General features: G+C 43.4%; 11 protein-coding genes. 7 read left to right on the forward strand and 4 right to left on the reverse strand.

Annotation, left to right across the window (positions count from 1 at the left end; genetic code table 11):
* Positions 1-118: 118 nt before the first annotated feature.
* Positions 119-2635 (reverse strand): transglycosylase domain-containing protein, encoded by a 2517-nt coding sequence (locus ACZ5LF_RS04740; protein WP_380569332.1) that lies wholly within the window; start codon positions 2633-2635, stop codon positions 119-121.
* Positions 2636-3005: 370 nt separating this feature from the next.
* Here ACZ5LF_RS04740 and tyrS point away from each other — a divergent pair, with 370 nt between their 5' ends.
* From tyrS to ACZ5LF_RS04755, 3 genes are all read left to right on the forward strand, one after another.
* The gene (tyrS, locus tag ACZ5LF_RS04745) at positions 3006-4265 is read left to right on the forward strand and encodes a tyrosine--tRNA ligase (RefSeq protein WP_380569333.1); all 1260 of its coding nucleotides are present in this window, start codon (positions 3006-3008) and stop codon (positions 4263-4265) included.
* 117 nt (positions 4266-4382) lie between these two features.
* The gene (locus tag ACZ5LF_RS04750; protein WP_380569334.1) at positions 4383-4967 is read left to right on the forward strand and encodes a LemA family protein; all 585 of its coding nucleotides are present in this window, start codon (positions 4383-4385) and stop codon (positions 4965-4967) included.
* Entirely contained in the window at positions 4967-5806 is an 840-nt protein-coding gene (locus tag ACZ5LF_RS04755) for a TPM domain-containing protein (RefSeq protein ID WP_380569335.1), read from the forward strand. Before ACZ5LF_RS04750 ends, ACZ5LF_RS04755 begins: the two co-directional genes overlap by 1 nt.
* A 48-nt stretch (positions 5807-5854) precedes the next feature.
* On the opposite strand, the gene ACZ5LF_RS04760 is transcribed toward ACZ5LF_RS04755, so the two are convergent.
* Positions 5855-7183 carry a YjiH family protein gene (locus ACZ5LF_RS04760; protein ID WP_380569336.1) on the reverse strand — a complete coding sequence of 443 codons (1329 nt, stop codon included), beginning with the start codon at positions 7181-7183 and terminating at the stop codon, positions 5855-5857.
* Positions 7184-7357: 174 nt separating this feature from the next.
* On the opposite strand from ACZ5LF_RS04760, the gene ACZ5LF_RS04765 reads away from it, so the two are divergent.
* Positions 7358-8314, forward strand: a complete 957-nt coding sequence (locus tag ACZ5LF_RS04765; RefSeq protein ID WP_380569337.1) for a dipeptidase — start codon at positions 7358-7360, stop codon at positions 8312-8314.
* Positions 8315-8324: 10 nt separating this feature from the next.
* On the opposite strand, the gene ACZ5LF_RS04770 is transcribed toward ACZ5LF_RS04765, so the two are convergent.
* The gene (locus ACZ5LF_RS04770) at positions 8325-8810 is read right to left on the reverse strand and encodes a hypothetical protein (RefSeq protein WP_380569338.1); all 486 of its coding nucleotides are present in this window, start codon (positions 8808-8810) and stop codon (positions 8325-8327) included.
* Between the two features lie 95 nt (positions 8811-8905).
* Between ACZ5LF_RS04770 and ACZ5LF_RS04775 the strand changes: the two genes are divergently transcribed.
* From ACZ5LF_RS04775 to ACZ5LF_RS04785, 3 genes are all read left to right on the forward strand, one after another.
* Positions 8906-10048 carry an MFS transporter gene (locus ACZ5LF_RS04775; protein WP_380569339.1) on the forward strand — a complete coding sequence of 381 codons (1143 nt, stop codon included), beginning with the start codon at positions 8906-8908 and terminating at the stop codon, positions 10046-10048.
* A 24-nt stretch (positions 10049-10072) separates the two neighbouring features.
* A complete protein-coding gene (locus ACZ5LF_RS04780; RefSeq protein WP_380569340.1) occupies positions 10073-10399 on the forward strand; it encodes a hypothetical protein in 327 nt (108 codons plus the stop codon).
* 88 nt (positions 10400-10487) lie between these two features.
* Positions 10488-11678, forward strand: coding sequence for a DUF418 domain-containing protein (locus tag ACZ5LF_RS04785; RefSeq protein ID WP_380569341.1), 1191 nt, complete (start codon positions 10488-10490; stop codon positions 11676-11678).
* Between the two features lie 12 nt (positions 11679-11690).
* On the opposite strand, the gene ACZ5LF_RS04790 is transcribed toward ACZ5LF_RS04785, so the two are convergent.
* Complete coding sequence (locus ACZ5LF_RS04790; RefSeq protein ID WP_380569342.1) at positions 11691-12227, reverse strand: DUF421 domain-containing protein; 537 nt, start codon at positions 12225-12227, stop codon at positions 11691-11693.
* Between the last annotated feature and the right edge of the window lie 11 nt (positions 12228-12238).

Genomic DNA, 12238 nt, shown 5'->3' on the forward strand with positions numbered 1-12238 from the left:
TTTTTATGGAGTTTTTTTAGTAATAACTCTCTCTATATTATAATTGAAAAGCCTCCGGGCCTTCCAGATACTTCACTTCATCTGGGGGGCCCCGGAGGCAGTTTTACGCTATGGACTTTTAATCATCATCTTCTTCATCGTCGCTTTTACTTTTGGATTTGCTTCCGCCGACCCGATATATATCATCGTAGGAGCGTGTCACAGTGCCCATCAGGTCCGATGCACTAAGACCGGAGTCGAAGTCTTCTCCCATGCGATCCATGATTGCTGGGTCATTCAAGCTGCTTTTATCTTCAAAACGTGTGTCTTCAGCGATGAGTCCTTTAATCGGCTTATCGAGTTTCTTCTCACAATCATCTTCAAGTTCCATGGTAAGGGCACAGAACGTTTCTTCCCTGACTGAGTCAGGACGCTCAAAGCGCTCGTACGCGCCCATCTTATCAGGTGCTATTTCTGTGAGTGCCTGTGCAAGATTCCTCCAGTTATAGATGTGGAGATGTTGTTCGGAATCCTGATTGGCAACTTGTGGGATGTTACGGTCATATCCCATCCACACGCCAAGGGTCACCTTCGGGTTGTAGCCCATAAACCAGGAATCGACGAAATTATTCGATGTTCCGGTTTTAGCTGCCCAGTCATAGGTGTTTTTAACACTATTATAATAGTCTTTTATATAATATGCGGAACCTGTCTGGAGCGTTTCTTTCAAAATATCTGTCATAAGATAAGCGGTGGAATCTTTGAACACTTGTTCTGATGTGCTTTCATTCTCATAAATCTTTTCGCCCGAAGGGTTCGTTATGGATTCGATCATATAGCTTTCGACTAGCTCTCCATTATTGGCGAATGTTGAAAATGCGTTAGCATTATTCTCAACGGAAATGTCGTTGGTGCCAAGTGGAAGGGAAGGATTATCGGTTTCGCCATCCGGCAGAGGTATGTTCATCTTCTCGAAATATTCTTCGGGATTGTGCTTTTTGACTTCTGCCCACAACCTTAATGTACTCAAGTTATAGGAGTTGCTTAAAGCATGTTTCGCTGAAACGAGACCGAATTCCTTGTCTGCGTCATAGTTTTTTGGGCTATAATTCAGACCCTCTATAGTAAAGAATTTATCCAACAATACAGTATCCGGGGTGATGAGGCCTTTATCCAGCGCCGGGCCGTAGTTGATCAATGGCTTCATCGTCGATCCTGCACTTCTTGAAGTCTGGGTTGCATGATTGATGGATGAACGGTCGTGGTCCCGTCCACCGATGAATCCGAGGATGCGGCCTGTCTGATTATCTTTTAATATTGCACCGAGTTCATGCTCTAGAGTTTCTTCCTTTGTCTCTTCTGTGGCATCCGTCGAATCAAGGCTGCTGCGGGCACCATAAAATTGGGCGTTATCTTTGACTTCCTGCATCTTGTCATAGATTGTCTTGTCGATGGTGGTGTCGATATGATACCCCTTGTTGCGGAGCGCAGAATCGGCCTTAGTGGTATATTCCTGGTTGATCAGGGGTGTGCTGTCGACATCATCACGAGTCAAACCATCTTCTTCTGCAAGGTAATACTTGAGGATGTCCACGCTGCGCCTTTCGATTTCATCTGCCAGGAAAGGATAGTTCTGGTTCGGTACCGTCACACTGTCCGTCAAGGAATCATAGATGTCATATTCGACTGCCTCATCATGTTCCTCCTGAGTGATCTTACCTTCCAGAAGCATGCGCTTCAAAACAAAGAGTTGCCTGTTTTTACCTGGTTGCAGGTACTCCTCATCTTTTACCTTACCGCCTTGCATGAAAGGAGTGTAGGCGTAGGGGTTTTTAGGAAGCCCCGCTATGAAGGCTCCTTCAGCAAGGTTCAATTCATCTGCATTTTTGCCGAAAATCCCTTCAGCAGCGGCCTGGACCCCTGCAATATTCTGACCGTTTGCATTGCGGCCGAAAGAAACTGCATTCAGGTAGGATTCGAGGATCTCTTCTTTTGAGAGCACTTTCTCGACACGGAAAGCGAGAAGCAATTCAGTTGCCTTACGGTCGAAAGTCGACTCATTCGTCAGCAGTTGGTTCTTTACAAGCTGCTGGGTGAGTGTACTGCCTCCTGTCCCTGATTCAGAGCCTCCCAATTCCTGAAGCGTCGCCCTCAGAAATGCTTTCGGGACCACGCCATTATGTTCGTAGAAGTATTCATCTTCAGTCGCTACAAGAGCTTCAATGACATTTGGACTGATATCTTCATAGTCGACTCGCTCGCGGATGAGGTCTGCCCGTAGTGTACCGAGCGATTCGCCGGAGCCGAAAGCCACGGTGGTACTTTCAGTCATTTCGGTGAGCGCAGTCTTCATCTCATCTACCGGCTGGATCTCTTCATCATTGACCAAAGAAGCGAAGTAGCCTACTCCGATACTGAAGGCGAAGATGGCTATCAGGCTTACTGCCAATACGGTAAACAGGATAATGTTCCAAATGGTATCGTAGGCGGTGAAGAATGATATTCTTATTGGGGAACCCGCTTTTTTGAAACGGGTTTTTGTATGGCTCAATTTTTCTTTGAATGTAGTACTTTCAGCCTTTTCCTTGTTGGAAGTCTTTTCTCCACTTGAAAAGAGATGTTTAATATAATCTAAAAAATCGTTAATCTTATTCATTTTTGCCTCCTATCATCGGTCATTATAACATATAAAAAACAAAGTGAGTTAATGTTAAAAAGCTGTATTTGCAGTAATATCGATACAGAAAATAGATTTTGTCCTTGACTTTTCGCAATGGGAAATATATCATTTCTATAAATTGATATTATTCGATTGGCAGAGAAGTAGTCGGATCGGTGGAATCCAGAGAGCTGATGGTTGGTGGAAATCAGTGCACATTCCCGATGAATACACTGCGCATAAACATTCGAACGTCTGGGCAGACGTCCCTGTCCCTCAAGTAAAAAAGTTTGGTGGTACCGTGTATCCAGCACCCTTACGTCATGTAAGGGTGCTTTTATTTTATATCAAATTAGGAGGAAGTAAAATGAACGCGTTGCTTGAAGATCTGGAGTACAGAGGCATCATCTACCAGATGACCGACAAAGAAAAAATAAGTGAATTATTGGATAAGGAACAAGTGACCCTTTATTGTGGAGCGGATCCAACAGCCGACAGCCTCCATATTGGACACCTTGTCCCATTTTTGACGATGAGGCGCTTCCAGAACCATGGGCATCGTCCAATTGTCTTGATAGGCGGGGGCACAGGCATGATTGGAGACCCTTCATTCAAAAGTGAAGAAAGAAAGCTTCAAACGGAAGAACAGATTGAACAGAATGTTCAAGGAATCAAAAAGCAGATGGAACGTGTTTTTGATTTTTCCGATGAGAATGGCGCTGTACTTGTAAACAACAGGGACTGGCTTAAAAATATCAGCCTGATCAGCTTTCTTAGGGATTACGGAAAACATGTCAGCTTAAACTATATGCTTGCGAAAGACTCCATCCAGACGAGGCTGGAAACAGGCATCTCATATACGGAATTCACATACACAATTCTTCAGGCTATCGACTTTGGACACCTTAACAAAGAATATGGCTGTAAATTGCAAATTGGTGGTTCAGATCAGTGGGGTAACATTACAAGTGGCTTGGACCTGATGAGAAGAATGTACGGGGAAACAGAAGCAGAGGGAATGACCATCCCACTCATCACCAAGGCCGACGGGAAAAAATTCGGTAAAACGGAATCCGGTAACATCTGGCTTGATCCAGCCCGTACTTCACCTTATGAATTCTACCAATTTTGGATCAATCAAAGTGATGCAGACGTCATCCGCTTCATTAAACTCTTTACATTCATGGAGAAGGAAGAAATCGAAGCACTTGAAGAATCATTGGTGTCAGAACCACATCTCAGAAAAGCGCAAAAAAGGCTTGCTGAGGAAATCACAGCTTTCCTCCACGGTGATGCTGCATTGAAAGAAGCTCAAAATATAACAGAAGCACTATTCAGCGGAGATATTAAAGCGTTGTCTGCTGACCAACTTAAAGACGCATTCAAAGATGTACCGTCAGCAGTCTACCAGGACGATGACAAAAATCTAGTTAAAGTATTGGTCGAAACGGGTGTCTCACCATCACGTCGACAGGCAAGGGAAGACATCAAAAACGGTGCGATCTACATCAATGGAGCGCGTAAGCAGGACGTCGACTACACCCTCCAAGATGAGGATATGCTTGATGATGAATTCACGATAATCAGACGAGGCAAGAAAAAATATCACATGATTCGTTATAAATGATTATTAAAAAAGCCGGTCAGACCGGCTTTTTTAATATCTGCATCTGCTGCTTTCATAAACATGGAAAGATGGTAAAATATTAATGGAAGACAGTTCATTTGAGACAGGAGAGGAATCATGAAAAAACTTCTTATACCCTTAACCATCATCATCGGCCTATTCGTTATCTTGGCCCTCATATTCGCCCCTAAATATAATCAATTCGTCAACTTGGAAGAAGAAGTCAACCAACAGAAATCCCAGATTGAAACGCAGCTCCAGAGACGTGGCGATCTGATTCCGAATCTGGTGAGCACCGTCCAAGGATATGCTTCCCACGAAGAGGAGATATTCACAGATATTGCTGAAGCGAGAAGCAAGTTATCCGGCTCGGAAAATGTAGAAGAAATGGCGGAAGCCAACAATGATATGACTTCGGCACTATCCAGACTGCTGGCGATATCTGAAAATTATCCCGATTTGAAAGCAGATTCACAGTTTACGGGCCTCCGGGATGAATTGGCGGGTGCGGAAAACCGCATTGCAGTGGCAAGAAAGGATTATAATGAAGCAGTCCAGGAGTACAATAAGAATACACGGACATTCCCGGGCAATATGGTTGCAGGTATATTGGGCTTTAATGAGAAACCTTATTTTGAAGCAGAAGAGAGCAGTAAAGAAGTTCCGGAGATTGAATTCAATACTGAACAGGATGATGAGTAATGAAACGTTTGGTCATGCTTCTGCTGGCCGCATTCATTTTTACAGCTGGTCCTGTACAGGCGCGCGTTCAAGTTCCGGAACTCAACACCGATCATCATTTTGTACAGGATAATGCAGGGGTGCTCAGTGATTCAACGATTACTGAACTCAATGATAAAGGCACACATCTAGAGGAAGGAACAGGAGTCGAAATGATGCTGTTGACCATGCCTTCAACAGGTCAGGTACATCGCCAGGACTTCGCCTTGGAGGCTCTGAGGGAATATGGCGTCGGTAAATCCGAAAGTGACAATGGTATCGTCATACTGCTCAATCTTGACAATGGAGATGAGTTTGATAACCGGGGTGTTGAAGTCCAAGTCGGCTACGGTGTGGAAGGGTATCTCAACGATGCCAAAATAGGCCGCATCATAGACGATGTCGCGATGGAGCACTTCACTGCAGCAACAGAGGAAGAAGAGGGGTCAAAAGCCGCCTATGCCGAGTACGAAGAGGGGGTGACCAACCTCTATAATACATTATACGAAGAATCCCTTGAAGCTTTCGAATATAAAGATGGCGAATTCACAAGGGATACCCCTAAAGGGGAGGCATCAAACGATGGACAACCTGCCGGCATTGGTGAGAGTATTTTCAAATTAATATTTGCCATGATTGTCATCTATGTCCTCTTTAAGATTATGGGGGGCGGAGGGCCGCCAAAAGGCGGTTCCAGAAGATATGGAAGAGGCGGACCGACCATCTTCTTCCCACCGTCAGGCGGTGGAAGCTCAGGTGGCGGCTTCGGCGGCTTTGGCGGCGGCTCTGGCGGCGGCGGTGGTGCCGGACGCGGATTTTAATGATACAGCATAAAAAAACTTCTGTTCATATTGAACAGAAGTTTTTTTTTAGAAAATCATGTGTGCAATTATTGTAATGATTGGAAGCGTGATGATCGTCCTGAGCAGGAAGATTACAAAGAGACGGCCTAGACCGATAGGAATCTTTGACCCAAGGATGACGCCTCCCACTTCAGAAAGGTAAATGAGCTGGGTGATGCTGAGTGTACCAATTATGAACCGGGTCATATCAGATGCGACATCTTCTATCAGTATGGATGGCAGGAACATATCAGTAAATCCTATAAATAAGGATTCAGATGCAGCTCTTGCTTCAGGTATACCCATCATTTCCAGAATAGGTACAAATGGCGCTCCGATCCAGGAGAAAAGAGGGGTGTATTCTGCAAATATGGTGCCGATCGTTCCGATTGCCATGACTATCGGCAAGACTGCAAACCACATGTCTCCAACAGTCTTTATGCCGTCCTTGGCAAAATCGGCAAAGCCTTTGGCTTTTGACGCTCTTTGAAGCGCTTTGTTATAACCCCATGAAAACATATTGTGTCCTGAAGGTATGCTTTCATCAAGTTCCCTACCTTCTACATGGTAATTATCCTGTATTCTGGAAAGAGGAGGAATCCTCGGCATGATCAGCGCGGCTATCACACCCGCTATTATAATTGTCATGTAGAAAAGACCAAAATAATCCATAAGCCCGATCAAATCGAGTATGACGATAGAGAAAGTGATGGATACTACAGAGAATGTTGTAGCAATGACAGCCGCTTCCCTCTCTGAATAGAATCCCTGCTCATACTGTTTGCTCGTCAAGAGTACGCCGACCGTGCCGTCGCCAACCCAAGAAGCGAGATTGTCTACAGTAGAGCGACCCGGCAATGTAAAGAGGGGGCGCATTACTTTAGCGAACAAGGTTCCGACAAACTCCAACAGACCATAATTCAACAGCAGGGGAAGAAGTACGCCGGCAAACAGGAAGATTGAAAACAGCGTCGGCAATAAGTCATAAAGCATCAAACTGCCTGTCACCTCTGAATTGATCACTTCTGGTCCGAAAACGAAATAGGCCATCAATGAGAATAGTGCACCAAGAAAACGTAAAACGACCCAAATATTATTGGTTTTGAATAGACTGCCTATAAATTCAGAACTTGGCGTGATGAACCAGCTGAAAACAATCGTCAGCAGACTGGAGAGATTGATCAGTATGACAACAATTAATACAACATTATCCAATCCAATCATTTCGTTCATAAGATTGGCGAGGTATGCTACGGGTATAGTAGTCCCTCCATCAACCTGGAGAGGGAAAAGAAACATTAGCACTCCAATGATGGATGGAATGATAAATTTTAATAAAATTGCATTTTTTTGCATAAAACGACCTCCTAATAATATAATTATACATGTTGAAAGGTATTTGTAAATCTTGATTTAATGAGAAAACGCTTTCAATACAGCATTTAGTTTATACTGTTATTTATAATTATGCAAATCAAGATGAGTACTATTAACTTACATACACTGTACATAAAAGAGAGGGAGGAAAATATGGATATAATTGATACACACTGCGATGCACTTTTGAAATTACAGCAGGATGACAGAAAAGCATATGATGATGGGGAGAAGGCTTTTAATTTCTACGATTCTCCAGAAATTGAAACGAATGTATTAAGGTTGAGGGAGGGGGGAGTGAAGGTACAATTTTTTGCGATCTTCATTCCACCGGAAGTCCCTGACAATGAAAAATGGCAGCATGCGTTGGAACAGGTGGACTGCTTCTATAATGAAGTTCTGAGTCAGGAGAACTTTATCCATATAAAGAACCTTAAGGAAATTGAAGGGCTGAAACCAGAAGAAATTGGGGCGGTCCTAACATTGGAAGGGGCGGATGCAGTAGGTAATGATCTGATGAAACTCCGCACATTATTCAGGTTGGGGGTACTTTCTGTAGGGCTGACATGGAATAATGCCAATCTGGTTGCTGACGGCGTCGGAGAAAATCGTGATGCTGGGTTGAGTGGGTATGGAGAAAGGTTTGTGGCCTCTTGCAACGCTCATGGTGTGCTTATTGATATCAGTCACCTCTGCCCTAAAGGGGTCACGGAGGTCCTCGAGCTGGGAGATAGGATCATCGCAACGCATTCGAATTCCCGGAGTGTGTGTGACCACAGGCGGAATCTTACGGATGATCAGATAAGAAGAGTGATTGAGAAAGGGGGGATGATCAATATTGTATTCAACCCACCATTTATTGGAGAGGGGAAAATAAAGATAGAGGACGTTTTTTCCCATATAGATAAAATCATCAATCTCGGCGGTGAGGAGGCCATTGGACTCGGTTCTGACTTCGATGGAATTACATGCCATGTTGAACGCCTTGGCAATGCCGGTGAATATGGCAATCTAATCGATGCATTAAAGGAAAGATACGGGGAAACGTTCACTGAAAAGATTGCCTATGGAAATTTTGTTGAAAAATATTGTAAAAGTGATCTGCTTTAGACAGATCACTTTAGGATGACGATAGCGTCTCATATTTTTCATTGATAGTTTCATATCGTTCATCAAGCTGTTTTTCCTGAACTTCTATTTCTGACATGATTTCCTCGATTTCGCCTTTGAATTCATCCTCACCAAGAGGGTTATAGTTTATGAAGGTACGGTTGAATTCACCATGAAGCTTAACGAGGGTCTCCAGAGAATCGATGTATGTCAATATATCTTCCTTGAATTTTTCATGTTCATGCCCTGTTACAGTATGATTATGGATGGTCCTTCTGAAGTCTTCGATTTTGGGTAACATTTCATCGTATATGATTTTAAGCTGTTCTTCTCGATCCGACGTTTCTGAACTCTCTTTATACATTTCTTCAAATTCTGTTCTAAGTTTTTCATGATTCCTATCAAAAGCTTCATAGAGTGCATCTAAGGATTCCTGGTCAGGCTGACTGCATGCTGCCAGTAACAATAGAATCAAAACGGGAAATAATTTTTTCACAATACCACCTCTGTTTAATATTAACATGTTTGGGTTTGATTGGAGGCCTTTATGTTGTATAATAGTCAAGTTGACTTTTTGAATGGGTGGTTATCATGAACAGAAAACTATTAATAACTTTTACTGTCGGTGTGTTCCTTCTTGGAATGATGGAACTTATCATATCGGGCATATTGGAACTGATGAGTGCTGATCTAAACATTTCGAATGCATTGACCGGGCAGTTGATAACGGTCTATGCCGTCAGCTTTGCCGTATTCGGCCCATTGCTTGTAAAGGTGACTGAAAAAATTAGGCCAAAACCGGTCATAATGGCTTCATTGCTCGTATTTATAATCGGAAATATAATATTTGGGCTATCAACTACATTTTTCATGCTTGCCATCGGGCGGGTTGTGACCGCACTTGCTGCTGCAGTTTTTATAGTCAAAATCATGGATATGACAGTGCTGCTTTCCGCACCGGCAATCCGGGGACGGATGATTGCCTTGGTCTATATGGGATTCAGTGCTGCGAATGTATTCGGAATTCCAATCGGTACCATCATCGGCCAACAATTTGGCTGGCGTATCATATTTTGGATCGTCGTGGCGCTAGCTGTTATGGTAGGTATTGGCATACTCACCCTGGTGCCTAACAAGAATGCTGAGGAGCTTGGTGATACTGAACCAGATAAAATCCTGGACAGGAAAAATATACTGCTTTATATTGGAGTGACAATGTCCGTCCTTATCGGCAACTATATCGTCCTCGGTTATATCTCTCCATTAATGACCACAAATGGATTCAGTATCGAAAATGTTTCGGTTGCCCTATTGATAGCGGGCGTCGGCGGCATGCTTGGTACATATCTTGGGGGCAACATGGTGGATTGGATCGGGACGAAGCGCACACTTTTCATCATGCTGACTTTATTTATGGTGGCGATGGCAATAATGCCGCTCGTTTACGGCAAACCAGTTCTTTTCTATATCACTCTATTCATATGGAGCCTGTTCCAATGGAGCACGAGTCCAGCAGTACAAAGTGGTCTGGTGGAGAATGTGCAGGGGTCTGCTGCACTGGTATTCAGCTGGAACATGTCCGGGCTGAACTTGGGTATCGGCATCGGAGCTGTAATTGGCGGCATCTATATCAACAACTTTGATATCAGCTATGCACCGTGGCTCAGTGTCTTCATCATTGCACTCGGCATACTGTGCACCGCTTTTGTAACTGAAGTCAAAGAAACGAAGTGACAGTAAGCTAAAGGGTGTGAAAAAATGTTTATAAGACTGCTACTTACTATAGCACTCTCATTTTTTGTCATTTATGGCATCAACTATTTCGATGTAGCCGACCTTGACTATAATTTTAAGACGGTGGCTGTAACTTCCATCGCTCTGGTTCTATTGCGGGTGCTCTATTATATATTCACCAAGTTTTTAAAAATATTCCTATTCATATTCGTATTTCTACCTTTATTGGCACTATTCATCAATTATATATATTCCTATTTGACAGGCGCCCCGGTGGAGTTTATGGATCTGGACTGGCTGCAGAATTTTATAGACTTGGACTGGCTGCAAAAGTGGACTCAAAACCTTTGAGTCCACTTTTTATATGCCATGATTTTGGTTAGTTTGGAAATGGACTGTGATATGATTGAATAAATCATTATAGTTTTGGAGGAATATCATGAAGCGGGAATATCTGCCGGTTGGATCAGCTGATAGAGTCCACGAGATTGATGCGGTACGTGGATTTGCATTGTTTGGGATTCTGATGATGAACATTATGAGTTTTGCTGGTCCTCAAATGGAGAATCAACTGACATTTGATGCAAGTGATATATATACAGGTTCCAATTCAGTTATCATATTGCTGATAAACATATTCGTCACGGCCAATTTCTATACGATGTTCTCTTTTCTATTCGGTCTTGGCTTCTACATTTTCCTATCAAGGGCAAAAAATAGGACGCAACAGGTGAATAGACTTTTCATCAGACGGATGTCAATACTGCTGATCATCGGCCTGCTCCACGCTATATTTGTCTGGTATGGCGATATCCTGACCGTCTATGCCGTGACTGGCATCATACTGCTTCTTTTTTACCGTCTGAATCCTCGCTTGAATCTATTCATTTCAACTATGATACTGTTGCTGGGTTCAGTGTTTGTAATACTGATGACGATGCTTGCTCTATCCCTGCCGGACATCAATGCAGAAACTGCATCCAGTCCCGTTTACGGCATCAACATGATCGAAGCTTCAAATGGATCCTACTGGGACATTGTTTCCCTGAACCTTTCCATATTGGGGCTCATGTCGGTCAATAATATAGCGATGGTACCACTTGTCCTGGCAGTGTTTCTTATCGGTCTGTTTGTCGGACAAAAAGGCTATCATACAAGGCTATGGTCACTAAAAAAGATGTTGTGGAAAATTGTAATAATCGGTATCGGAGTTGGACTGCCGGTTAAAGTGATCACGGGATATGCCATGACTTATGGCATGGAATCTCCAGCACTATCTGTCTTATCTATGCTTGCCTACACACTGGGTGGTCCTTTGATGTCACTTGGGTATACTGCATTGTTGGCTCTGATATTTTTAAGGTTTCAATCCTTTACAAAAATGCTGCAGCCTGTCGGACAGCTTGCATTGACCAACTACATCATGCAAAGCGTGCTGATGATTGTATTGTTTTTTGGTTTTAACCTGTTCAATCAGATTGGGGCACTATGGTTCCCTTTAATTGTTGCGGCAACCTTCGGTTTTCAGATCGTGGTAAGCCATCTTTGGATGCGGTATTTTAAATATGGTCCACTCGAATGGATATGGCGCATATCAACCTATGGGAAAATATTATCCATAAAAAAATAAGACCATATGGTCTTATTTTTTTACATCCTCGAAAAGAATCGTCATATCAGACTCTCTTTTATCATGGCTCCGCCCCATGACCGAGATGCTGCCATCCGTCTCGAGGATGACGGCCAGTACATCAGACATATCCTCTTTTCCTTCTGCACGGACAGCTTGCCTGATTTCCCGCTCCAGAATACGTTCTTTAGCCATATTACGTTCTAGAAACTCATCTTTGAAGTAGAGCAGGATAGGCTGGGATTTGACCAGGTTACTGAAAAAGAGGCTTTTGACGGATAACTTCGTAAATATATACTGCATGACGACCAGGACAAGGAAAGCGGTCATACCCTGCATCAATGTTATGTCCTTGGTGGTAATGATGCTTGCAAGGATTGAACCGAGGGCTACGGTGACTACAAAGTCAAAAGCGTTCATTTTAGTCAAGGTGCGCTTGCCACTGACCCGGAGGATGACGACGAGTGAGAGATAAGCCATAATGCCGACGATCACAGTCCTCAGAATGACATCGAAACCGCTGAATATAAGGTTGTCGAATTCAAGCATCTGATTCCCCA

The sequence above is a fragment of the Salinicoccus siamensis genome, from assembly GCF_055391965.1.

What these genes read in the sequence shown, in the direction of transcription:
- ACZ5LF_RS04740 (WP_380569332.1), bottom strand. Translation starts at nt 2,635, where the DNA reads ATGAATAAGATTAACGATTTTTTAGATTATATTAAACATCTCTTTTCA.
- tyrS (WP_380569333.1), top strand. Translation starts at nt 3,006, where the DNA reads ATGAACGCGTTGCTTGAAGATCTGGAGTACAGAGGCATCATCTACCAG.
- ACZ5LF_RS04750 (WP_380569334.1), top strand. Translation starts at nt 4,383, where the DNA reads ATGAAAAAACTTCTTATACCCTTAACCATCATCATCGGCCTATTCGTT.
- ACZ5LF_RS04755 (WP_380569335.1), top strand. Translation starts at nt 4,967, where the DNA reads ATGAAACGTTTGGTCATGCTTCTGCTGGCCGCATTCATTTTTACAGCT.
- ACZ5LF_RS04760 (WP_380569336.1), bottom strand. Translation starts at nt 7,183, where the DNA reads ATGCAAAAAAATGCAATTTTATTAAAATTTATCATTCCATCCATCATT.
- ACZ5LF_RS04765 (WP_380569337.1), top strand. Translation starts at nt 7,358, where the DNA reads ATGGATATAATTGATACACACTGCGATGCACTTTTGAAATTACAGCAG.
- ACZ5LF_RS04775 (WP_380569339.1), top strand. Translation starts at nt 8,906, where the DNA reads ATGAACAGAAAACTATTAATAACTTTTACTGTCGGTGTGTTCCTTCTT.
- ACZ5LF_RS04780 (WP_380569340.1), top strand. Translation starts at nt 10,073, where the DNA reads ATGTTTATAAGACTGCTACTTACTATAGCACTCTCATTTTTTGTCATT.
- ACZ5LF_RS04785 (WP_380569341.1), top strand. Translation starts at nt 10,488, where the DNA reads ATGAAGCGGGAATATCTGCCGGTTGGATCAGCTGATAGAGTCCACGAG.
- ACZ5LF_RS04790 (WP_380569342.1), bottom strand. Translation starts at nt 12,227, where the DNA reads ATGCTTGAATTCGACAACCTTATATTCAGCGGTTTCGATGTCATTCTG.